This window comes from Lactiplantibacillus sp. DA1 (assembly GCF_032681335.1).
Taxonomy (GTDB): domain Bacteria; phylum Bacillota; class Bacilli; order Lactobacillales; family Lactobacillaceae; genus Lactiplantibacillus.
This window is the reverse complement of the sequence record NZ_JAWHTQ010000005.1, coordinates 184,427-207,874: the sequence shown is the minus strand read 5'-3', so window position 1 is coordinate 207,874 and position 23,448 is coordinate 184,427. Positions and strand designations below refer to the sequence as shown.

At 38.9% G+C, this 23,448-nt stretch carries 18 protein-coding genes; 14 read left to right on the top strand and 4 right to left on the bottom strand.

The window, feature by feature from the left end:
- Nucleotides 1–76: 76 nt before the first annotated feature.
- On the bottom strand, nucleotides 77–2,467 hold the full coding sequence (locus RXV91_RS09520; protein ID WP_316439669.1) for a phosphoketolase family protein: 2,391 nt from the start codon (nucleotides 2,465–2,467) through the stop codon (nucleotides 77–79).
- A gap of 106 nt (nucleotides 2,468–2,573) precedes the next feature.
- Nucleotides 2,574–3,341 carry a DeoR/GlpR family DNA-binding transcription regulator gene (locus RXV91_RS09515; protein ID WP_047674381.1) on the bottom strand — a complete coding sequence of 256 codons (768 nt, stop codon included), beginning with the start codon at nucleotides 3,339–3,341 and terminating at the stop codon, nucleotides 2,574–2,576.
- Nucleotides 3,342–3,661: 320 nt separating this feature from the next.
- On the opposite strand from RXV91_RS09515, the gene RXV91_RS09510 reads away from it, so the two are divergent.
- The 6 genes from RXV91_RS09510 to RXV91_RS09485 all read left to right on the top strand — a co-directional run bounded on the left by RXV91_RS09510 (nucleotide 3,662) and on the right by RXV91_RS09485 (nucleotide 8,693).
- The gene (locus RXV91_RS09510) at nucleotides 3,662–4,135 is read left to right on the top strand and encodes a PTS sugar transporter subunit IIA (protein ID WP_316439667.1); all 474 of its coding nucleotides are present in this window, start codon (nucleotides 3,662–3,664) and stop codon (nucleotides 4,133–4,135) included.
- Nucleotides 4,136–4,151: 16 nt separating this feature from the next.
- Nucleotides 4,152–4,454, top strand: coding sequence for a PTS sugar transporter subunit IIB (locus RXV91_RS09505; protein WP_047674376.1), 303 nt, complete (start codon nucleotides 4,152–4,154; stop codon nucleotides 4,452–4,454).
- A 26-nt stretch (nucleotides 4,455–4,480) separates the two neighbouring features.
- The gene (locus RXV91_RS09500) at nucleotides 4,481–5,752 is read left to right on the top strand and encodes a PTS galactitol transporter subunit IIC (protein ID WP_047674373.1); all 1,272 of its coding nucleotides are present in this window, start codon (nucleotides 4,481–4,483) and stop codon (nucleotides 5,750–5,752) included.
- Nucleotides 5,753–5,787: 35 nt separating this feature from the next.
- On the top strand, nucleotides 5,788–6,849 hold the full coding sequence (locus tag RXV91_RS09495; RefSeq protein ID WP_316439666.1) for a galactitol-1-phosphate 5-dehydrogenase: 1,062 nt from the start codon (nucleotides 5,788–5,790) through the stop codon (nucleotides 6,847–6,849).
- A 56-nt stretch (nucleotides 6,850–6,905) separates the two neighbouring features.
- Nucleotides 6,906–7,964, top strand: coding sequence for a zinc-binding dehydrogenase (locus tag RXV91_RS09490; RefSeq protein ID WP_316439740.1), 1,059 nt, complete (start codon nucleotides 6,906–6,908; stop codon nucleotides 7,962–7,964).
- Between the two features lie 105 nt (nucleotides 7,965–8,069).
- Entirely contained in the window at nucleotides 8,070–8,693 is a 624-nt protein-coding gene (locus RXV91_RS09485) for an HAD family hydrolase (RefSeq protein ID WP_316439665.1), read from the top strand.
- A 139-nt stretch (nucleotides 8,694–8,832) separates the two neighbouring features.
- Here RXV91_RS09485 and RXV91_RS09480 read toward each other — a convergent pair whose 3' ends face one another.
- Nucleotides 8,833–10,884, bottom strand: coding sequence for a PTS sugar transporter subunit IIA (locus RXV91_RS09480; RefSeq protein WP_316439663.1), 2,052 nt, complete (start codon nucleotides 10,882–10,884; stop codon nucleotides 8,833–8,835).
- 170 nt (nucleotides 10,885–11,054) lie between these two features.
- On the opposite strand from RXV91_RS09480, the gene RXV91_RS09475 reads away from it, so the two are divergent.
- From RXV91_RS09475 to RXV91_RS09440, 8 genes are all read left to right on the top strand, one after another.
- Entirely contained in the window at nucleotides 11,055–11,513 is a 459-nt protein-coding gene (locus tag RXV91_RS09475) for a PTS sugar transporter subunit IIA (RefSeq protein ID WP_003646203.1), read from the top strand.
- 12 nt (nucleotides 11,514–11,525) lie between these two features.
- Complete coding sequence (locus tag RXV91_RS09470; RefSeq protein ID WP_003642903.1) at nucleotides 11,526–11,822, top strand: PTS sugar transporter subunit IIB; 297 nt, start codon at nucleotides 11,526–11,528, stop codon at nucleotides 11,820–11,822.
- Nucleotides 11,823–11,845: 23 nt separating this feature from the next.
- Nucleotides 11,846–13,216 carry a PTS ascorbate transporter subunit IIC gene (locus tag RXV91_RS09465; protein WP_044432449.1) on the top strand — a complete coding sequence of 457 codons (1,371 nt, stop codon included), beginning with the start codon at nucleotides 11,846–11,848 and terminating at the stop codon, nucleotides 13,214–13,216.
- Between the two features lie 66 nt (nucleotides 13,217–13,282).
- Nucleotides 13,283–13,936, top strand: coding sequence for a fructose-6-phosphate aldolase (gene fsa / locus RXV91_RS09460; RefSeq protein WP_316439662.1), 654 nt, complete (start codon nucleotides 13,283–13,285; stop codon nucleotides 13,934–13,936).
- A gap of 29 nt (nucleotides 13,937–13,965) precedes the next feature.
- Nucleotides 13,966–15,963, top strand: a complete 1,998-nt coding sequence (tkt, locus tag RXV91_RS09455) for a transketolase (protein ID WP_316439661.1) — start codon at nucleotides 13,966–13,968, stop codon at nucleotides 15,961–15,963.
- A 72-nt stretch (nucleotides 15,964–16,035) separates the two neighbouring features.
- The gene (gene yidA, locus RXV91_RS09450) at nucleotides 16,036–16,851 is read left to right on the top strand and encodes a sugar-phosphatase (protein ID WP_316439739.1); all 816 of its coding nucleotides are present in this window, start codon (nucleotides 16,036–16,038) and stop codon (nucleotides 16,849–16,851) included.
- Between the two features lie 297 nt (nucleotides 16,852–17,148).
- Nucleotides 17,149–19,074 (top strand): LTA synthase family protein, encoded by a 1,926-nt coding sequence (locus tag RXV91_RS09445; RefSeq protein ID WP_316439660.1) that lies wholly within the window; start codon nucleotides 17,149–17,151, stop codon nucleotides 19,072–19,074.
- A gap of 12 nt (nucleotides 19,075–19,086) precedes the next feature.
- Complete coding sequence (locus tag RXV91_RS09440) at nucleotides 19,087–21,024, top strand: cellulose synthase catalytic subunit (RefSeq protein ID WP_316439659.1); 1,938 nt, start codon at nucleotides 19,087–19,089, stop codon at nucleotides 21,022–21,024.
- Nucleotides 21,025–21,143: 119 nt separating this feature from the next.
- On the opposite strand, the gene RXV91_RS09435 is transcribed toward RXV91_RS09440, so the two are convergent.
- Nucleotides 21,144–23,444 carry a glycoside hydrolase family 31 protein gene (locus RXV91_RS09435; RefSeq protein WP_316439658.1) on the bottom strand — a complete coding sequence of 767 codons (2,301 nt, stop codon included), beginning with the start codon at nucleotides 23,442–23,444 and terminating at the stop codon, nucleotides 21,144–21,146.
- Between the last annotated feature and the right edge of the window lie 4 nt (nucleotides 23,445–23,448).

Sequence of the window (23,448 nt, the reverse complement as noted above, 5' to 3'; positions counted from 1 at the left end):
GCAAAAAATCGACTTCCAAATGAAATTTCATTTGGAAGTCGATTTTTTAATTTATGCTGAATTACAGGTTAAAATTCTACTTCAATGCAGTCCATTTCCAGTTTTCAACTTCTGGAATATCGGTACCTTCAGCACGGATATAGTCATGATGCTTGTCCAAAATGCTGTTCATCTCTTGGATGACATGGGCACCTTTTTCAGCATAAGCAGGCGTTGCTAATAAGGCCGCTTTGACTAAGTGGAAACGATCGAGTTCGTTGCGAACACGCATGTCGAATGGCGTGGTAATATCGCCTTCTTCGCGGTAACCATGAACGTGTAAGTTATGGTTATGGCGATCGAAGAAGATGGTCTTTACTAGGTCATCGTAAGCATGGTATGCGAAGATAACTGGCTTGTCTTTAGTGAAGAAGGCATCAAATTCAGCATCTGATAAACCACGAGGGTCGTCTTTCTTCAGCTTCAGAAGATCAACAACGTTAATGAAGCGAATCTTCATTTCAGGGAAGCGTGCATGCAAGATTGATACGGCCGCTAAGCTTTCAGTCGTTGGTTCAGAGCCGGCAGTTGCGAAGACAACGTCGGGTTCTTCACCATGATCAGTACTTGCCCAATCAATCACACCTAAGCCATCACGAACTAAATGCTTGGCTTCATCCATCGTGAACCATTGTGGACGGGGATGTTTGCTGGCAATGATTAAATTAATCAATTGCTTGCTTTGGATAGCCTTATCAAAGGTTGCAATCAAGGTGTTGGCATCACCTGGAAGATAGGCACGAACGTATTCGGTCTTCTTTTCAGCCAAGTGTGAAATGATACCTGGATCTTGGTGAGAGTAACCATTGTGATCTTGTTGGAAGGCTGTTGATGATGCAATCACATTCAGTGAAGGTACATCAGCCCGCCAAGGGGTTTCTTCGTGAGAATTCCGTAACCACTTGAAGTGTTGGGTTAACATTGAATCCACAACGCGCAGGAATGATTCATAACTTGCGAAGAAACCGTAACGTCCGGTTAAATTGTAAGCTTCCAACATCCCTTCATCCATGTGTTCTGACAACATGGAGTCAATAATCCGGCCTTGAGGTGCTAACAAAGCATCATTAGGTTCGTGGATTGGTTCCATCCACTGACGTTTGGTATCTTCAAAAGCAGCGCCTAGTTTGTTAGATAAGGTTTCGTCAGGACCCCAGCCACGGAAATTCTTGTTGTCTTTGTTCAACTCAATTAAATCACGGATATACTTACCAAGTTCAGTCATGTCTGAACCATCTTCCTTACCGTGATTCTTGTTGTCCAAAGCATAATCATCGATATTTGGTGTAATTAAGTCTTTAGTTAACTTACCGCCGTTAGTAACGGGGTTAGCAGCCATACGAGCTTGGCCTTCAGGGATGATTGCGGCAATTTCTGGTTTTAAAGTACCATTTTCATCAAATAATTCTTCTGGTTTGTATGATTTGAGCCAGTCAACTAATTTGTCGGCGTGTTCCATGTGATTGCGATCGACAGGAATTGGAATTTGGTGAGCCCGGAATGAACCTTCAATTGGTTCGCCGTCCCAACTCTTAGGACCGGTCCAGCCCTTAGGTGCCCGGAAAACAATCATTGGCCACTTAGGACGAGATTCATCATTGTTATCCTTGGCGTTCTTACGAATTGCGTGGATTTCTTCAATGACTTTATCCAATTCTTCAGCCATGATTTTGTGCATCTTGGCAGGGTCTGTACCTTCAACAAAGTGTGGATCCCAGCCTAAACCTTTAAAGTAGTCTTCAAGTTCTTCATGTGATTCACGTGAAAGAACTGTTGGGTTAGAAATCTTGAAGCCGTTTAAGTTCAAGATTGGTAAGACCGTCCCATCACTAATCGGGTTGAGGAACTTGTTAACTTGCCAAGAAGTTGCCAATGGGCCAGTTTCAGATTCACCATCACCAACAACGGTAGCCGCAATTAAACCAGGGTTATCTAAGACCGCACCAGCACCATGTAAGATTGAGTAGCCAAGTTCGCCACCTTCATGGATTGATCCTGGCGTCTTAGGATCAGCATGAGAGGCAACCCCACCTGGGAATGAGAATTGTTTGAATAGGCGTTTCATCCCGGCTTTGTCTTGGGTAATTTTAGGATACGTTTCCGTATAAGTGCCATCTAAGTAGGAGTTAGAAACCATTACTTGACCACCATGACCAGGGCCTTCAATGTAGAACATGTTGAGGTCGTACTTGTTAATGGCACGGTTCAAATGGGCATAAATAAAGTTTTGACCGGCAATCGTACCCCAATGGCCGATTGGATGAACCTTCACATCAGACGCCTTTAATGGTTCCCGAAGTAACGGGTTATTTAGTAGATAGAGTTGACCAACTGAGATGTAGTTAGCAGCACGCCAATAGGCATCAACGCGGTTTAGATAGTCATCAGAAGAGTAATCAACTGTTTTGGATTTAATTGCTTCACTCATTATTTTGCAACTCCTTTGCAAATATTTGTTTTATTTATCATTACGGTTATTATGATAGCGGTTTCAATTGTAAAGTCAAGCTTTTATCTGTCCTGTTGCAAATTTATTAATGTGCGAGGATCAAGGAAGTCGTTTCTGCCCGAAACTGGCTAGCCGTTTTTTGATCGATACTAGCGTCTGTGATCAACACATCGATATTGTTAATGTTAGCAGTCTTATACATCGCGTTTTTCTTGAATTTAGTATGATCAGCTAACACAACAGTTGTCCGACAGTGGGTCATCATCTTTTTTGAGACTTCAACCTCTTCAACATAATGGTTTGTAATCCCTGCTTGTAAGCTAATACCCCCGCAACCGAAAAAACCGATATCGGCATAAATATTGTGGATATTAGCAAGTGTAATCGGGCCTGCTAAAGAGCCTTCACTGGTACGCATACTTCCTCCAAGAACGACCATTTGGATGCTTTTATTGAACTGTAAAGTGCTGACTACAAATGAAGAGGTGGTTGTAATGGTTAAGTTTTTAAGTTGGCTGTGTTTTAGGGCTTCTGCGACTTGAAATGCGGTTGTCCCGTAGTCGATAAATATAGAATCTCCGTCGTGAATAAGGGATAGAGCGCTTTGTGCAATCAGTTTTTTTTCGTCTACTTCTTCATGCTGTCTTTTGCCATACCGAGTTTCACTGATGCTTTCGGGAATTGTAGCACCACCGCGTACAGCGTGAACAAGCCCCTGACTGTCTAAAGTATAAATGTCTTTGCGGATAGTTTCTCTTGAAATATGCAATTGGTTGCTAATGTCGGAGATACGAATATTTTGATTCTGATTAAGCTGATCTAAAATGTACTTTTGTCTTTGAATAATTTCCATAAGGTATCATCTCCAATTGGATAAGGCTGGTTTAATGTTACAATTGTTTGCAAATTTTCGCAAATATTTATACTATCTTGATTTTGAAAATAAATTATTTTGTTTTGTGTATTAATTAATTAAGTAAATGCTGCTTTAATAGTGATTATAGCGTAAATGATTTTTAAATTAATGCTTGGCAATCAATGCAAATTATGCAAAATAATGTACGATTTAAAATTGCCATAATAAAATATAAAGAAAAGGGTTGCAAAGTAAATGCAAAATGATACAATTTATTCTTGAAAGCGGTTACAAAAAATTGAAAGAAGTGAGGAGCTTTGGTTAGTAAAAAAAATGTACAAGTAAGTGATTATTTACGAGATAAGCTTATCTTTTTGCATACGAATTTTAAAAATAGCAATGAGCTTTTTAAGGGCGTTAACGAAGTTGCTAAACAAAATGGATATGTTACAGAAGATTTTTTGCCTAAAATTATAAAACGTGAATCTACTTTCCCCACCGGATTACAGTTAGAGAAATGTGGTGTGGCGATTCCACATACTGATGCGGATACAATACGAAAAGAATTTGTATCAGTAATTGTAAATGACAGTCCAATTAGGTTTAAACGTATGGATGACCCGACGCAAGAAGTCGATGCTAAATTAGTGTTTGTTTTAGGGTTAAATAGGCCACATGCTCAACTGGAAATGTTGCAGGCGTTAATGTCTATCATACAAGATGCTTCTTTAGTAGATAAACTCGAACATGCTAATACTAATGCAGACATTTATGATCTTTTAGGAAATTAAGGAGAGTGTATTAATTATGAAAAAAGTAAACGTTTTAGTAGCTTGTGGTGCAGGTATTGCCACTTCAACAGTAGTTATGAACAAGGTTGAACAATTATTCAAAGAAAATGATATTGATGTTAATCTAATGCAAATTAAAATTGCAGAAGCTGCATCGAAACAGGATGATGCTGATATGTTAATTTCTACAACAGTGCTACCGACAACCTACCGAATTCCTACGATTAAAGCAATGGGTTACTTAACAGGGTTAGGGATTGACAAGTTGAATGAGGAAGTAATCAATACTGCCAAGAAAATTCAAGATGATAAAAATTGATTCTTAAATGAGATGGAGGTACCGTCATGCAGCAAGTTGGGAATGTTGTTCAATACATTTTAAACATGGGAGCATCTGTAATGCTTCCAATAATGATTTTCATTATTGCACTTATTTTTAGAGTCAAACCGGCAAAGGCGTTACGTTCAGCGTTAACAATCGGTATTGGTATGGTAGGGATCAATCTTGTGATTAATTTGTTGACGACTAATATTGGACCGGCTGCTAAGGCAATGGTAAAGAGATTTGGTTTTCATCTAACGATTGTTGATGTTGGGTGGCCATCTGCCGCAGCCGGTGCATGGGCGCAACCAATTTCGTCAATTTTGATTCCAATATTGCTTGTAGTCAACATTATTTTGATTATGCTCAAGGTTACCAAGACCTTAGACATCGATATTTGGAACTATTGGCATATGGTTGCTGCTGGATCTGTAGCATATATTGTTACCAAGAGTTGGGCATTTAGTATTATTTCGGCAATTTTATACATGATTTTTTGTCTTATTATTGCAGATAAGACTGCAAAAAGTGTTCAAGATTTTTATGGATTAGAGGGTATAAGTTTTCCAACTGGATCTAGTGATGCATTTGGATTAATTGGTATTCCAGTCGCTTGGGTAGTTGCACACACACCTGGGTTAAAGAATTTACATGCAGATTCTGAAACAATACAGCAGAAATTTGGTATTTTTGGAGAACCAATGATGATGGGCATCATTATTGGTGCTGCTATTGGTGCCTTGGGTGGTTATGATGTTGCAGGTATTTTAAAGCTTGGGATCAATATGGGCGCTGTAATGATGTTAATGCCACGAATGGTTAAGCTTTTGATGGAAGGATTAATTCCAATTTCAGAATCAGCACGAGATGTATTGACAAAACGTTATGGTGCGGATCGTGAAATTTATCTTGGTATGGATGCGGCATTATCTACCGGCGCACCTGCTACTTTAGCTACTGGTTTGCTACTGGTTCCAATTACTCTATTCATTGCTGTTATTTTACCAGGTAACCGTGTACTTCCATTCGGTGATTTAGCGACTATTCCGTTTTACGTGTCGTTAATAGTAGCATCGCGAAAGGGAAATATTATCCATTCTGTAATCGCAGGAGCTATTGTAATTACTCTGGCATTATTGATGGCTACTGATTTTGCTTCTGTGCATACCGCAATGCTGCAAGGAGTTGTACAGATTCCGGCAGGATCTACTCAAGTTTCATCACTAGATATGGGTGGTAACTTCTTGAATTGGATTCTATTAAAGTTAGCTGATTTATGGAATGCTGTATTTTAGTCGAATAACGAGAAAATGAAGAAGAGGTTTTTACAATGAAAGCATCATTATTAACTGGTCTTAATAAATTTGAAGTTAAGAATATTGACATAATCGATCCTAAAGAAAATGAAGTTCAGATTCAGGTTATGGCTGCGGGAACCTGTGGGTCAGACAGTCATAAAATGAAATCTGGATGGAAATATGGCTATCCATCAGTTATGGGACATGAGTTTTCGGGTAAAGTTGTAAAACTCGGGACTGGTGTTACTGATGTTGCAGTGAATGAGCGAGTTGCAGTAGCACCATTCATTCCCTGCTATCATTGTTATTATTGTAAAGTCGGAATGTTTCAAATGTGTGAGAGTTATTCAATGTTGGGTCAACAAGAAAATGGTGGCTTTGAGCAATTCGTTAATGTACCAGCTAGAAATGTATTGAATATTGGAAACATGAAGTATGAAGATGGTGCTTTGATTGAACCAATGGCAGTTGCTGCACATGCAGTTTTCGGTATTCATGCGGAAATTGGTGATAGTGTTGCGGTATTTGGTTTGGGAACGGTCGGCGATCTCGTTGTACGTTTGTTAAAGATAGCGGGAGTGAAAGATATTATTGGTATTGATATCGATGATCAAAAGTTACAGAAAGGCGTTGAAGAAGGTTGTACCCAAGTAATAAATTCTTCTAAGGTTGATCTTTTTGAAGCGGTGAAAAAGATAACTGATGGAAGAGGCGTGGATATCACAATGGAATGTGCAGGTTCTAAAGTTACCGAAGAACAAGCCCTTATGATTACTTCTCGTCGTGGAAAGATTGGCTATGTAGGTATTGCCTATGCTGATGTAACATTACGGCAACAAGCATTTGAAAGTATTTTTAGGCATGAATTAACATTGAAGGGGTTCTGGAACTCTTATTCGGCGCCATTTCCTGGTAAGGAGTGGACTACAATGATTGATTTTGTGAATTCTGGAAAAATTCAAATCAATGATTTAATTACTCATAGATATACACTTAATCAAATGCAAGAGGCATTTGATATGATCACAACACGTTCAGAATCGTACAACAAAGTCATGTTTTATCCAAATGGAATTGAAAATGGAGAGAAATAAATTAAAATTTTAGCGGAGGTGTTGGTAGTATCATGGATGTTATAAAAACAAAAACTATGGAAGCCGTTGTAAAAACAGAGGCCGGCTACGATAATATGGAATTAAAACAAATTCCAATTCCTGAAGTTACAGGTGACAAGGTTTTATTAAAAGTTGCTTATACTGGAATTTGTGGAACTGATATTCACACATTTAAGGGTCAGTATGCCAATGCTGTAACGCCACTTGTTTTAGGCCACGAATTTTCAGGTGAAGTTGTTAAAGTGGGACCAGATGTTAAAACATTAAAACCTGGTGATCGGGTGACTAGTGAAACGACTTTTGCAACAGACGGAACGTGTATTTATTGCCAAGATAAAGAATATAATTTATGTCCCAATCGTGTTGGAATTGGAACGAAGGCAAACGGTTCAATGGCCAATTACGTTTTAACTCGTGAAGAAAGCGCACATATTTTACCAGATAATGTTTCGTATAAAATGGCTGCTATGTCAGAACCATTAGCATCTTGTGTTCATGCTATGTATCAAAAGACACCATTTACCTTACATGATACGTTATTGATTATTGGACCAGGACCAATGGGCTTACTCTCGTTACAAATCGCTAAAGAAATTGGCGCATTCGTCATTGTATCTGGAATTACTAAGGATGCTGATCGGCTGCAAATTGCTAAAGAATTAGGTGCTGATGTTATTGTCGATACCCAAAAGGAAGATTTGGCTAAGGTTGTAATGGATGCTACTGATGGTGTTGGGGTCACTAAAGTTTATGATTGCTCAGGTGCAACACCAGCTGTTAATGCAGCATTACCATTAATTCGTAAAGGCGGGACTTTCCAACAAGTTGGTTTATTTGCAAAGCCAATGAATGAGCTAGACGAACGCTCAATTATTCAACATGAAATCACCTATCGCGGTTCGCGGTCGCAAAATCCTTATGACTGGGCGATTGCATTACATCTTGAAAGCAAGGGTGCTATTAACCAAGATGCAATGATTACGAAGGTCTTTGATCTTGAACACTGGCGTGACGCTTTTGATGCAATGATGGCCGGTAAAGAGCTCAAAGTTATGATTGCCTCTAATCCTGATGATCCAGATTTAGCAGACTAAACTAATTGTAGTTGAATGACAGAATATTAAAATTATAACCTCCTTAATTTAGAGCGCTGAGATATTTGTCTTGGTGCTCTTTTTTGGGAGCAGGGGGGGTTCTTTATGAAGTATCAAAATATCTTGTTCGATATTGATAATACCTTGATTAATTCAGCGGACTTAATTGCTAAGTTATTGAAGGAGGGGGCAGTTCGCGAGGGTGTTGATATGCCAATTGAAGAATATCGTAAGAGAATTGGCCAGCCCGGTGAGATGATCCTGAGAGAATTTGGTGTTCAAAATTGGCAGAATGTATTAGTCAGATATCTAATTGAATTTAACGAGAATATGAATGAACTAACGTATTTTGTGGGAATTGAACAAATGTTAGATGACTTATTGGCAATGAATCTCACAGTGGGAGTGGTTACATCTAAGGATTGTGTTCAATTTGATAAAGAAGTCAGTCATTTTCCGATTATCGCAAAGATGCCAATTGTGACTACTGCTGATTTAACTAAAAATCCAAAGCCAAGTGGAGAGCCGATTACCTACACATTAGAGAGATTTCACTTAGCACGTGAAAGGACGTTGTATGTTGGTGATAGTATCTTTGATATGCAGGCCTCAAAGAATGCGGGCGTTGATTTTGTAGTTGCTAAATGGGGAGCATTACCGAATGTCGATTTTAAGAATGCGAAATATCAAGCTAAGACCCCGAATGATATCGTTGGAATAGTTCAGTAAGTAAATGAGATTAGGCTGGAAAGAGCGCATTATTTAATAATAAAAAATCCTTTTTAACTCTAAAAGCAGAGGCCAAGATAGCAACTTTCGTTTCTTGGCTTCTGCTTTTAGGTACATTAATAAATGAAATGAAGACGAGCTAGTTATCTTTATACAAATACCTGAATAAGTCCCTTTTATTATTCAAATGATACAGATTAGTTAACCAATCCTTTTGTTGTAATTGTGTCATCAAGTCACTGATGAATGATAGATGCTTCTCGTAATCTATGGGGGCTAGACCAATAATTACATGGACCATTTTTTGATTTGTCATAACAGGTAGCGGCTTATCAAGTAAAAAGAAAGTAGCACTGAGATTATTAACGCCATCACGTGGAGCAGCGTGCGCCAACATAACGCCTGACCCAATAACCATGTATGGTCCGTTACTTTCAGTTAAATGAATGATCTGATCGATATAATTTTTTTCAACACTATAGTCTTCAAGTAGGGGGGACAGTGCTGTACGCACCGCCTGCTTCCAAGATCTTTGATGATTTAGAAAACCAACATGTTCTGGCGGCAGTAGTTTGATTAATTCTGATAAATTTTCTTGGGGTGCGGCTAATAGTGGTTCCTGAGTTAGCTGGGTCAAATAGTCGTTGAGTGCGAGTTTCAGACCCATAGGATTTCTTATCATAGCGTAGTTGCCTACAATATCCAATAGTGTATCCACATTAAATGACTTGAGTGTGTCAGAAGTTGCCAACCCGGCCTTAATAATAGCATTATCGATGATCTTCCACTCCAACTCGGAAGGAAAAGCAGATACGGTAGTTATTGGTATGTTGCGCTGGGTGTTCAATTTGATTGTACTGATGACAAGCTGAACATTACTTAGATCTGAATTTTCGTATTGAAGCACATTCATTGGACTAGAAAAATGAATACCGCGGTAACGGCTTTCTAGTTGTTGAAGTAATAGACGACTGGTACCGATGCCACTAGAACAAACGACAAGTACTTCATTTGGTGTTGGGGTGCTTGTTTTTTGCTCACGAATAGCACCACCAAAGTAAATGGCAATTAATGCGATTTCATCATCAGAAAGTGTGTGATGAATATATTGTTCAAATGGTACGACAACTTTACGAGTGATTTCAAAAGTGTGGTGATAATGCTGTTGAATACTTTTTAAGTCAGGGTATTCAAATGGCATATTATATTGAGCACGATAGTAGGTTGAAAGCAAGTGAACCGTTAAACTGTCACTAATCGACTTGATTGAAACATGTGCGCCGGAGAGGTGGTTAAAACTAGAAATCATTCGAACTGAGAATGGTTTTAACTTTTGAATCAAGTCGTCATTCCAATTGACATGAGCAAATTGACTAGAATTGATCAACTTGACTAAGTAGTCAACCTCATTAGAGTTATCGATATGATAATCGTTCAAAAAACTTTTAGCCCAAATGTGATCCAGTGTTAAGTCAGTTTGTGCGGATATAACATCACTTAGTTGGTTATTACAGTCTCTAATGTTAGTTAAGTACCAATATAAAAATAGTCGAATTGTGATACTTGCATCGTCGGTTAAATATTTTCCAGTTATTCTTTCAAAGAGTTTAATCTGGTCGTTTATGGTAGTGGGCTTAATGGTAGCCCGCCTAGTTTGTTCAATGAGTGTCTTCAGTTGAGTAGCATGATCGTACACCCATTTGCGAACTGCTGTCGGGGAACCCGTGATTATTTTACCGGATTCTGTATTGGTGATTTGTAAATGATATAGCGCTAGTTGTGAGTGTAGTACTTTGATATCTCTAATAACTGTGTTCTTAGAAATATCAAATTGGTAAGTTAGGTCCGCTAACGAGCAACCACTAGTGTTGAGGATACTAAATGCAATTAGTAGTTGGCGTTGCTTAGCATTGTTGGTCATGATCTTGCTAGAAGTTTCTTTTTCTGTCATTTTATGCAGAAATTTGATCGTGTCAGTTGGAAGGTAATATCCTAGTTTTTTAACATTAGTAATCGGAAATTCTGCATGCTGATCAAGCTCATCGTTTACTTTATTTATTAGATAGAATAGGCTACGACGTGAGATATGTAGATGTTGTTGTAAGAAGTTAGCTGTGGTGTAGCCCGATGACGTTAATAGAATTTCTAATAATTCATTACCATGTTTTCGTTTGCTGAAATTTACACGCAATTCAGTATCCTCCCTGTATTAAGTCTACTAAAAAATTAAAGCATTAAGGTACCAAAGTGCCAAAGTTGCACTATTCTCAAAAACATTGTTGCACTTGTGGCGCTATTATTCAAGTTTATACTGGTCATTGTCAGATAGATAGCGATATCAAGAAAGGAGGATGAATAAAAATGCTGTTGGATTTATTGAATAAACAGACTGTGCAAGTATCAGAAGGCACAGGGCTAGATTGGAAGCAAGCAATTGAATTAGCTGCGGAACCATTGATTAATAATAAGACGATTGAAGATGGATACATCAAGGAAATGCTCAATGTGGTGGAATCAGAAGGCCCGTACATCAATATCGGACCACAAATCGCACTCGCACATTCTAGACCAGCGGGTAACGTCCATGAAATCGGATTATCTATCTTAAAAACAAATCATAGCATTAGTCTAGTCAATGATGAACACCCCATCAATTTATGGTTCGTATTGGCCGCGGTAGATAATAACAGCCATTTAGCCGTTATTAAAGAGTTGATGGAGTTGTTAACCGATGAGTCGGCGGTGACAGCTATGTTAAATGCAACTAGTGAAGTTGATATTTTAGAAGTTATTGCACATGAGCAAGAATTACAAAAATAGGAGGGTACTATTATGAAATTTTTAGCTGTTTGTCAAAGTGGTCTGGGAAGTAGTTTTATGGTTCAGATGAACATTCAGAGTATTTTAAAGGACGAGAATGTTAAAGAAGATATCCAAGTGGATCATTCTGATGTTGGGAGCGTTGGCGCTGATTCAGCAGATTACTTCTTTGTTGAATCAACGCTTCAAAGTGCATTAGGAAGTATTCCTGAGAATAAGGTTGTGTTACTAAAAAGCTTGATTGATAAGCAAGAAGTCCGGAACCATGTCAATACAATTCTGGATCAAGAAAATATTGAACATGATTAGCCGCTGAAAAGGAGGAGAATCACATGAAGACTGTTTTGAACTTATTTGTTGGTATTGTGACCCAACCGTCTATTTTAGTAGCGCTAATTGCGATGTTAGGGCTACTACTTCAAAAAAAGAAAAGTACGGAAGTTGTTCAAGGAACTATTAAGACCTTTGCCGGTTTCTTAGTCTTAACTGGTGGTGCCGGAATTCTTCAAAATGCATTGTCACCCTTTGCTTCCATGTTTAAGTTTGCGTTACATGTACAAGGAGTTGTTCCTAGTAATGAAGCAGTTGTTGCAATTGCCCTGGTTAAATACGGCTCAACAACAGCACTAATTATGTTAGTTGGGATGATTGTTAATATTTTATTAGCTCGTTTTACTCGCTTTAAGTATATCTTCTTGACAGGGCAAGCAATGTTATATGTTTCTTGTTTAACTGCAGTTATATTGGTAAGCGCTAACATTGGCACGGGTTGGCAAACGATTGTACTTGGTGGTCTATTTGAAGGGACATTATTAACGGTAACACCAGCATTGACACAACCATTTATGCGTAAAATCACGGGTGGCGATGATGTTGCTATGGGACACACGGGTAACATTGGCTATGCGCTCTCAGGATTGATGGGTAAATGGTTTGGTAATGCAGAAAAGTCTACAGAGGATCTAGAAATTCCTAAGAGTTTGGGCTTTCTGCGTGATTCGACAGTTTCAATTACGATTTTGATGGGTATTGTCTACATTATTTTGGCGATTGTGACAGGTCCAGCTTACATTGAATCGAAATTGAGTGGTGGGACTAATTATATTGTTTATGCATTAGTACAAGCAGGAACATTTGCTGCCGGTTTCGTGGTTGTTTTACAAGGTGTTCGGATGATTTTGGCCGAAATTGTGCCAGCTTTTCAAGGTATTGCGACCAAGTTGGTTCCTAATTCTAAGCCTGCATTAGACGTTCCAATTATTTTCCCATACGCACCAAATGCAGTTTTATTAGGATTCTTTGTCAGTTTCATTGTTGGGACGCTAAGTATGTTTATCATGATTGCGCTAGGAACTACTGTTATTATTCCAGGTGTAGTGGGGCACTTCTTCTGTGGTGCTGCTGCAGCAATTTATGGTAATTCTACTGGTGGTCGGCGTGGTGCAATCATTGGCGCTACAGTAAATAGTTTGTTGATTAGTTGGTTGCCATTGTTTATTTTACCAGTTTTGGGAAGCTTGAAATTAGCAGCTTCAACGTTTGCAGATACCGACTATTTGGTTCCAGGAATCTTGTTAGGAAAATTAGGGAGTTATGGAAGTGTAGCAGTTATTACAGGAATTATCTTGTTCACAATTATTGTGATTCTTTGCAGTATTTTTCTTACCCGGCGTGCTAAACGGATGACTGATGGAACTAAGTAATCAGTAATTATGAGTACTACTTTCAATGATTTATGAAAACTAATAATAAAGGAGATAAATCTAATCATGAAATTTTTCTTAGATACTGCGAATACTGAAGATATTAAACATTTCGCGGAACTTGGTTTAGTAGATGGAGTAACAACAAATCCAACGTTGGTGTCACGTGAAGGTCGTGATTTTGAAACCGTCATCAAAGAAATTACGCAGATTGTATCAGGTCCAGTATCCGCTGAGGTAACGGCAACCAAGGCCGAAGATATGATTGCCCAGGCTCGCAATGAAGTTAAGTGGGCTTCAAATATTGTGGTGAAGATTCCGATGACTGAAGAAGGACTTAAGGCGGTCAAAGTATTAAGTGGTGAGGGCATTAAAACAAATGTGACCCTTGTATTCTCAGTTTCGCAAGGCTTATTAGCGGCAAAGGCCGGTGCTACTTACATTTCACCATTCTTAGGACGTCTTGATGATATTGGTGGTAATGGAATTCAGCTAGTTAAGGATTTACGTCAAGTTTTGGATACTTATGGATTCAAGACGGAAATTATCGCTGCCAGTGTTCGGGGGCCACAACATGTTCAAGAAGCTGCGTTGGCTGGCGCTGATATTGCCACAATTCCAGCCGCAGTTTTCGGTAAGTTATGGTCTCATCCATTAACGGACAAAGGTTTGGCCAGTTTTGCTTCGGATTGGAAAGCATTTCAAGCAACGCAAAAGTAATCGTAATAGCAGCTTAGGAGGTAAGTATAATGTTTGATAAAGTTGACGAGCTGGGTGTTAATACTATTCGGACGTTAAGTATCGAAGCAATTCAAAAAGCAAATTCCGGACATCCAGGGTTACCGATGGGAGCCGCACCAATGGCCTATGTGTTATGGACAAAACATCTAAAAGTCAACCCACAAACACACATGAATTGGGTTAATCGTGATCGTTTCATTCTTTCAGCTGGACATGGTTCAGCTATGTTATACAGCCTGTTACATTTAGCCGGGTATGATGTTTCGATTGATGATCTCAAGCATTTTCGGCAGTGGGACAGTCGGACTCCGGGGCATCCAGAGTATGGACATACCGATGGCGTTGAAGTAACTACTGGTCCGTTGGGACAAGGCTTCGGTATGGCCGTTGGAATGGCAATGGCGGAGGCACATCTAGCTACCCAATATAACCGACCTAATTTTCCAATTGTTGATCATTACACTTATACAATTGTCGGTGATGGCGACTTAATGGAAGGAATTTCGCACGAAGCTGGTTCACTAGCTGGGCATCTTAAGCTGGGAAAGTTAATTGCACTTTACGATTCGAACGGCATTTCATTAGATGGTAAGACGTCGCAAGCGTTTACTGAAAATGTTGGTGACAGGTTCACTGCTTATGGCTGGCAGCATCTGGTGGTTGAAGATGGGAATGATCTTGATGCAATTGATGCGGCAATCGAACTTGCAAAAAAGACAACTGATCGTCCTTCTTTGATTGAAGTGAAAACGGTGATTGGTTATGGCGCACCTAAACAAGGGACTAATGCTGTTCATGGTAACCCAATTGGTGCGGATGGCATTAAAGCAGCTGAAAAAGTATATAGCTGGAATTACTCGGATTTTGAAGTGCCGTCAGCTGTTACAGATCGGTTTGAAGCAACTATTCAGGAAAATGGTGCGCGTGCTGAGCGGCAATGGAAACGGCTATTTGAAGAATATGAGGCGAAGTATCCAGATCAGGCGCAGTCCTTTAAGCAAGCGTTCAACGGACAATTTTCTGATGACTTGAAATCTACTTTACCGCACTATCAATTAACGGATGCATTGGCTAGTCGGGCGGCAAGTGCTAAGGCAATTAACGCTGCTGCCAAAGTAATACCTAGCTTATGGGGTGGCGCAGCCGATTTGTCGAGTTCGAACAAAACAATGATTGCGGAAACATCAGACTTTCAGCCAGAATCCTACGATGGTCGTAATATCTGGTTCGGCGTACGTGAATTTGGCATGGCGGCTGCGATGAACGGAATTGTATTACATGGCGGAACTCGGGTATTCGGAGGAACATTCTTTGTCTTCACCGATTACTTACGAGCAGCAGTCCGGTTGTCCGCACTGCAACACGCACCGGTTATCTACGTCTTAACGCATGATTCAATTGCGGTCGGCGAGGATGGGCCGACCCACGAACCGATTGAACAATTAGCTAGTTTACGATGCATGCCGAACGTACAAGTGATTCGGCCAGCTGATGGTAATGAGACTTCAGCTGCGTGGGAGCAAGCACTGAAAACAACTGATAAACCAACCGTTCTGGTATTGAGTCGACAAGCCTTGAAGACATTACCTGTATCAGTTGATACGGCCTTTGCTGGCGTTGAAAAGGGTGGCTATGTGGTCAGTGCTGCTCAAAAAGAAATACCAGATGGTTTACTAATTGCGACTGGTTCTGAAGTTAACTTAGCATTGGAGGCCAAAGCCCAGTTAGCAAAGCATAATCAAGATGTCGCGGTCGTTTCAATTCCGAGCTTTGATCGGTTTGCGCAACGATCACCAAAATATCGCGCTAGTGTGCTTCCGAGTGCGGTCACAAGAAGGGTGACAATTGAAGCTGGATCAACATTTGGCTGGGATCAGTATGCTGGCGATCATGGTGCTAAGATCGGTGTGGATCGCTTCGGCACTTCGGCACCTGGTGACTTGGTACTTGATAAGTATGGCTTTAATGTAACTAATGTTGTGAATACTTATCTGAAATTAAAATAATTATTGAAGAAATAGAAACGGGGCGTTGCTCGGTTTCTATTTCGTGTTCGATAAAGAATGAGGATGGCTATGATGGAAAATATTAAGATGATTGCGATTGATATCGATGGCACACTAGTTAATTCAAAAAAGCAGGTGACATTGCGAGTCAAGCAAGCGATTAAAATGGCGAAGGAAAAGAAGATTAAAGTGGTTATCTGCACGGGACGGCCATTAACAGGTGTTAAAGCATTGTTGCAGGAGTTGGAACTCGATGCTCAAGATGATCAATACGTTGTTTGTTTTGGCGGTGCTGCAACCTACACAACTAGTGGCGAACTGATTGATGAACGGCCGATTAGTTATGAAGATTATATTGACTTGGAAGCTCTAGCACGTAAGTTACGCTTGCATTTTCAAGCGGTATCTGAAGATCGGCTGTATACGGCCGACCGTAATATTGGCGATTATACACTCTATGAAGCTAATCTCGTTTCAATGGGTATCTCATATCGGACGCCCGAAGAGATGCGGAATATTAAACTGATTAAATCGATGTACGTTGATGAACCTGAAGTTTTAGACGCTGCCATTAAACAGCAAAAACTATTTGAACCATTGAAAAAGCAGGTTACTTTCACGAAAAGTGCACCATTTTATTACGAGGCCAACGCTAATGGTGTTAGTAAGGGCAACGCTTTGCAAGTACTCTGTGAAAAGTTAAGTTTGACTGCTGCCAACGTGATGGCAATTGGTGATGAAACTAATGATTTGAGCATGATTAAGTTTGCAGGACATGGAGTAGCGATGGGCAATGCTATTCTAAAAGTCAAAAAAGTGGCTAATGAAATTGTAGCGGATAACAATCATGATGGTGTTGCGAAAGCTATCGAAGAAATTATGCAATGAGGATAAACAGATATAGGAATATTACTGTATCTTTTTAACTTTCAACCTCTAGTTAATATTGTTTAAAAATAAAGAAGAAAATCAGTTTATATAAAGCGAACCCCCTGAGTTGGAGTAAATCCAGACTCAGGGGGTTCGCTTCAATATGTATGAATTGGTTTCTTTTTATTTGAATAAAAGTGATGAATTTGATGATTATATTGAATTTAGCAATTAAAAACGTATTAAATTCGCAATTAAATAAAATAAATGATTAAATATAGCTAATCAATTTTATAAGTTAGGAGAATTATTAGAGTGAAAGTGAAAAAAGTAACAATGTTATTTAGTACTTTTCTAGTTACTGTATTAATAATACTAAATCGTACCTTTTTGTTAAACGCAGTACATAAAAATCCGATTGGCATAGTATCTGCGTTAGGTATATTAATCGTTGTGGGTGTGCTTACTTGGTTAGGAAAACGAATCACTGTTCACAATTTTTGGATGGGCATGATTGTAATCGTTTTCTTGTCGGCTGTAATATTATCAGCTATTGAACTTTTGGGAAACATTAATTTATGGCATATGTTTATGCGAAACCCAACTGCGGTTCTGTATGGTGTTCATTTTGTGGCACTAATGATTGGTGTTGGATTTTCGATTACTGGTTCTGTTTTTATTGGCGTATGCTTGACTACGGTAGTTGCTACCTTGTTTGGTGTCGTTAATTATTACATGTTGTATTATCGTCAGCGACCTTTGATTCCACAAGACTTCATTAGCTTAAAGACGCTAGTAAATACTATTGATGGTTATCAATTTAGTTTTACACCAACAATTTTTACAGGATTGTTGGTGTTAATTTCAGTGATTTTAGTTGCTACGAGAATTAAATTTGTTTTTAAAAGCAAGAGCCTCAAGATTTTTCTACGTAGTTCGGTGTTATTATTACTACTTTTGTTTCCGCTTGACATTACTACTAGGTGGCGGCAACATGGGAATCCATTTTTACCGAATTTTTTTAATCAAACTATCAGTGCAAAAAAGAATGGCATACTAATGAATTATATGGGAAATGTGCCTAATCTTAAAGCTGACCGACCGACTGGCTATGCTATTTCAAAGATTAATAAAGCTTTTACTATGAGTAACCCGAGTGAATCATCTAAATCGATGCCCAACTTAATAATTGTGCTTGGTGAGAGTTGGACAAATGCCATAGCTAATAATCTGACTACTAATAAAGTGGTTACACCAAGACTTAATGCGATTACTAATGGCAAAAATAGTCGCTCTGGCACGCTGGTTGTTAATGGGTATGGTGGTGGGACTGCTAAAACTGAATTTGAAATTTTTACTGGCACGAGTTCATTAAATCAAATAAATGATGCGCCTTATCAAAGTTATAGGATAGATAAAATTCCCAATATGATCAAGAATTTACATGCAATGGGATATGAAACTACTGCCATTCATACGGCTAATAAGGGGAATTGGGGACGTGACCAAGCGTATGCAAAAATGGGCTTTGATCATTTTATTGGACCAGAATCACTGAAAACAGATCACCAGAATATCCGCTATTATATGAGTGATCAGGCCATTTATGAGCAAGCATTAAATAAAATAACTGCAACTAATAAACCACAAGTGATTTTTTGTATAACAATGCAGACTCATGGTCCATATACTGATAAAGATTATAAATCTAGGATTAATGTAACTAAACAACGAAAACAACATTTAAAGGCCGAACAATACTTAGGTCTGATGCATCAAACTGACCAAGATATTGATCAGTTTTTGAAACAAGTTAACAAGTTGAAGGAACCAACATCGGTACTACTTTATGGGGATCATCAACCTAAAGTAGAAAAAATTTCGGCAAACACTAATTCGACAATATCTAAGCAAATTAGCGGTTATGAAACTTTTTATAAAATTTATGCCAACTATCGACTAAATAAGATCAAAAATTTACAAGCAACTTATTTAAGTACTAATTATTTAGGCGCTTTTTTTCTTGAGACCTCCAATGTTCAATTGACCGAGTATCAAAGCAAAATTTTGAAGTACGCCAAAAAATATCCGGTTATAAATGGCAGGATGGTGTTAAATCAAAAACTAGATAATGTAAGTCAGCAAAAATTACGGATTAAAGAATTCCAATTACAACTCTGGTTACAATATAATTTACTTTTTGATCATCAGCATCAATTGAAAAAAATTCATAATATTTAGGTGGAACTACAAATGACGGATAAGAATAAGAAAAAGTTATTACTCTATGTGACGTTATTTTGCTCAACAATCTATATTTTATGGCGCATGTTTTTTACTTTGCCAATAACGTACGGAAGTATTCCCATTATTGTGGGCACAATATTGGTACTGTGTGAGGCGCTGACGATTCTAGAAACATTTACACATTTTATAAATAGTTCCCATGTGAAGAAACTAGAATTACCAGTTATTGCTGATCAGGATTTTCCAACAGTAGATATGCTGATTTGTACTCATGATGAAGACACTGAATTAATATTCAAAACTTTGAGTGGCTGTTTATCCTTGAAATATCCAGATCGTAGCAAGGTCAAAATTCATTTGTGTGATGATACGGATCGGGACTCGATGCGACAGTTAGCGGCCAAAATGGGTGTTAATTATCATGGATTCAAAGGTAATCAGTACGCGAAGGCTGGTAACCTAAATTATGCGTTAAAGAGAACGAAAGCAGAACTTGTAGCTGTTTTAGATGCAGATATGATACCAACTAGCAATTTTCTGTTGGAAACGGTACCTTATTTTGATGTTACTAAGGAAATCAGAGATGGTGATCAAAGACATTTCAGAAGGACTCAAGAAAATCAACAAGAAAAACCAGTTGGCTTTGTTCAGACACGACAGAGTTTTTATAATTTAGATACTTTTCAAAAAAATTTGTTTTTAGAAGATCGAATTACCAATGAACAAGATTATTTTTATCGGGAAGTAAATCCGTCAAGAATGGCGTCCGGTTCGGCAGCATTTGCTGGATCTAATGTTGTTTTTAGTCGTGTGAGTTTAGAAGCTGCTAATGGATTTGCAACACACAGTATTACGGAGGACCTAGCAACCAGTATTGAAATAGAGAGTCGTGGTTACCGAGGAATTGCACTGGACAAAGAACTCGCGCATGGCTTGTGCCCTGAAGACACACCATCATTGATTAAACAACGAAAGCGATGGAGTTATGGTTCTGCTCAAAGCATCATTACTAACCAGTTTTTTCAATCGAAGTTACCGTTTAGAGCTAAGTTTAATTATTTTATTTCGTATTTATACTGGTGGACCTTTTTCAGACGCTTTGTCTTTATAATTTGTCCAATTTTATTTAGCGTCTTTGGCATTGTTATTGCAGACACGTCACTTTTAAGTCTATTAATCATGTGGCTACCTTATTATATTTTTTATTCATATTCGATGAAAATAATGTCGGACCACACAATTAATACCACTCTTAGTGCTATTCAAGATACGATTCAATTTCCACACATGATAGTGCCTATCTTTTATGGCACTCTCCAAATTCCAAATAATAAATTTGAGGTGACTTCTAAAGCTAGGGTTGGTGGAAATAATTCTGACTTCAAATTAACATGGCCATTTATTATTCTGATAGGCCTTTCAATATGGGGAGTTTACAATAGTATTATTAAAATTGTAATAGATCATCATGAAGGCTCAATTATTGTCTTGTTCTGGTTATTATATAATTTATTAGCACTATTTAACGCGGTTGTTTATTACCGTGGAAGACGACTAAATCCCCAAGAAGAGATGTTGGCTATTGAACAGAATATTAAGTTAGCGGATGGTAAGTTAACATGGCAGGGACGGACAACTCAAATGAACGATTATAAAATTTGCTTTTTGTCAGATCAAGTCCTAACGCCTGGTGTGACGGTTAATATGACATTAGACTACAGAGATTATCATGTTAAGCTCGAGGGAAAGCCAGTTTTAATTGATCAACAGCACAATGTTTATGAGATGTCTGTTGATTTAGAGGAATTTGAAATGCCTGCTAAAATGCATTTTTACCAGATATTGTATGATCGTGACCATACTTTGAACAGAGTGGTGAATTTGGGCTACTGGACAGATATCAAGGTATTATTGACAAATTTATTTAGAAAAAGGGCACATTAATATGATCAATAGCAATTAAGAAGTGGGATGATTGGAACAATAAACACCTTAGGATTGTGGGCAGCGAATGTCTGTATCCTAAGGTGTTTATTAAGATTATAAATTAAAGTAATCAGTAACTATTGTTGATAGCGACCGGTATCAGTATTGTAAGTGAGTTTAACAACCCGATCAGATAATTCAACCGTAATCCGCTGATAAACTGGTTGATAACCGTGATGAGTGAGTTGCACATTAACGTTGTCGCGATCAACGTTAATTGTGTAATTGTTCCATTCACCCGATTGATACTTAAAGTCACGCCCATTATCTTGATAGTGTTGGTAGGTCCCTTGAGTACCAAATACTCTAAACGTCATCGCTTTCAACGGCTCATCGCTAATGTGGCTAACAGCGGGTCCCCATGGCAAAATGGTGTTTTGTTTTACAAATAATGGTAGTTTATTGAGTGGGGTATCGACTACAATATCCTGATTACCGGCATACTCAGCACCGTTCCAAAAATCAACCCAGTTCCCAGCTGGTAAATAAACTAATCGCGTAAATTGAGATTTTTGAACAACGGGGGCGACTAGTATGTCGTCGCCAACCATGTATTCGTCATTCAAGTCGCGTACACGAGGGTCCTGATCGTAGTTTAAGACAACGGGACGCATAATTGGTAAGCCAGTTTTGGTTTCCTTAGCAAATAAATCGTATAGATAAGGAATCAGACGATAACGCAATTTGAGATACTTGCGATAAATGTTTAACGTTGGCTCGCCAAATGCCCATGGTTCTTGTTGACGAGTTCCCAATGCTGCATGGTTTCGTAACAGTGGACTGAAAATTGCCCCTTCAATCCACCGTGTCAGTAATTCAGATGTCGTGTCTGAGGCAAAGCCACCAATGTCAGTTCCAGTAAAACTAAAGCCACTTAATCCTAGATTGCAGAGCTGTGGGATCATCATTTGGATATGTGGCCACATACTGCGGTTGTCACCGGTCCAAACCGTCGAGTATTTCTGAGTTCCGGCGTAAGCTGCCCGTGTGATGACAAATGGGCGGTTGCCAGTTTGCTCTTTTAGTCCGATATAGGTTGCTTTAGCCATATTATGGCCATAAACGTTATGCATCTTCTTATGTGTTGAAGGCGTGTCTTGATCATTAAAGACCACGTCATCTGGAATCGGACCTTCGAACGTAGCGGGTTCGTTCATATCGATCCAAATACCAGCGACACCTAAATCAGTTAAAAATTTACCGTTGTTAGCCCACCACTGACGAACTTCTGGACGACCAAAGTCTGGAAAAGCAGCGTTACCTGGCCATACTTTGTTAATATAGACATCACCGTCAGCAGATTTAACGAAATAGCCTTTTTTTAGACCCTCGGCATAAATGTGGTAGTCAGAATCTTGTTTAACACCGGGATCGATGATCGGGATGACCTTGAGACCCTGTTGATTCAACTTGGTAATAAACTTCTTGGGATTACCCTGGTATTTATCCTTGTCCCAGGTGAAGACCCGATAACCATCCATGTAATCGACGTCAAAGTGAATCGCATCGCATGGTAAGTCGTACTTTGCAAGGTTATCTGCAATTGCTTGCACTTCTTCTTGACTAGCACTGTAACCCCACCGTGATTGTTGGTAACCGAGCGTCCACTTTTGAGGTAGTGGCGTTCGACCAGTTAAGTAGGTGTAATTGGTGACAATGTCTTTTAACGTGGTACCACCAATAATGTAGTAGTCGAGGTTACCTTGGACAGCTGAATAAAAGTAGTAGTGGTTGCTTTCCTTACCCATATCTAAATGGCTCTGATAGGTATTGTCGAAGAAGATACCGTAAGGATGCCCATTTTTTAGCCCCAACATCACTGGGATTGACTTGTAAATATTAGGTAGGATTTCCAGCTGGGGAGCGGGGTTATCAACGTTCCAATTATCATAGGCAAAACCACGTTTATTCAGATATCCGGTCTTGTCACCGAGTCCATAAAGATATTCATCCGGTGCTAGTGATTTAATGATTTCGTAGTAACCTTGATCAGATTTCGTAGGTGCCTTAGTCACTGAATGGCCTTCCGCCTCAACTAATCGTTCATGGACTTTGTCGACACCTTTCAAGTGAATGCGTTCACCACGGTAATCGGTAATCAAGGCATTGCCATCTTTATCAAAGGTATCAAGATGCTGTTCGGAATCGAGGTGAATTGTTAAAGCTGATGTCTGGATAATGTAATGATCACCAGCATTTTCAATAGTGAAATCAGTCGCCTGAATCTTATGACCCTCAATTGCATAAGATTCACCTTGCTCACCGCGATTAATAAAGACGCGGATGATTTCCGGCGTAACAATAGTTAATTGTAATGGTTGGGCGAAAGCAAACGTGATCGTCTGGCCGTTCTGTGTGTAACTTGGTAATGCACTCATATTA

Excerpts from the sequence above, each read along its gene's own strand:
- RXV91_RS09520 (WP_316439669.1), bottom strand. The coding sequence starts at position 2,467 with ATGAGTGAAGCAATTAAATCCAAAACAGTTGATTACTCTTCTGATGAC.
- RXV91_RS09515 (WP_047674381.1), bottom strand. The coding sequence starts at position 3,341 with ATGGAAATTATTCAAAGACAAAAGTACATTTTAGATCAGCTTAATCAG.
- RXV91_RS09505 (WP_047674376.1), top strand. The coding sequence starts at position 4,152 with ATGAAAAAAGTAAACGTTTTAGTAGCTTGTGGTGCAGGTATTGCCACT.
- RXV91_RS09500 (WP_047674373.1), top strand. The coding sequence starts at position 4,481 with ATGCAGCAAGTTGGGAATGTTGTTCAATACATTTTAAACATGGGAGCA.
- RXV91_RS09495 (WP_316439666.1), top strand. The coding sequence starts at position 5,788 with ATGAAAGCATCATTATTAACTGGTCTTAATAAATTTGAAGTTAAGAAT.
- RXV91_RS09490 (WP_316439740.1), top strand. The coding sequence starts at position 6,906 with ATGGAAGCCGTTGTAAAAACAGAGGCCGGCTACGATAATATGGAATTA.
- RXV91_RS09485 (WP_316439665.1), top strand. The coding sequence starts at position 8,070 with ATGAAGTATCAAAATATCTTGTTCGATATTGATAATACCTTGATTAAT.
- RXV91_RS09475 (WP_003646203.1), top strand. The coding sequence starts at position 11,055 with ATGCTGTTGGATTTATTGAATAAACAGACTGTGCAAGTATCAGAAGGC.
- RXV91_RS09470 (WP_003642903.1), top strand. The coding sequence starts at position 11,526 with ATGAAATTTTTAGCTGTTTGTCAAAGTGGTCTGGGAAGTAGTTTTATG.
- RXV91_RS09465 (WP_044432449.1), top strand. The coding sequence starts at position 11,846 with ATGAAGACTGTTTTGAACTTATTTGTTGGTATTGTGACCCAACCGTCT.
- fsa (WP_316439662.1), top strand. The coding sequence starts at position 13,283 with ATGAAATTTTTCTTAGATACTGCGAATACTGAAGATATTAAACATTTC.
- tkt (WP_316439661.1), top strand. The coding sequence starts at position 13,966 with ATGTTTGATAAAGTTGACGAGCTGGGTGTTAATACTATTCGGACGTTA.
- yidA (WP_316439739.1), top strand. The coding sequence starts at position 16,036 with ATGGAAAATATTAAGATGATTGCGATTGATATCGATGGCACACTAGTT.
- RXV91_RS09440 (WP_316439659.1), top strand. The coding sequence starts at position 19,087 with ATGACGGATAAGAATAAGAAAAAGTTATTACTCTATGTGACGTTATTT.
- RXV91_RS09435 (WP_316439658.1), bottom strand. The coding sequence starts at position 23,444 with ATGAGTGCATTACCAAGTTACACACAGAACGGCCAGACGATCACGTTT.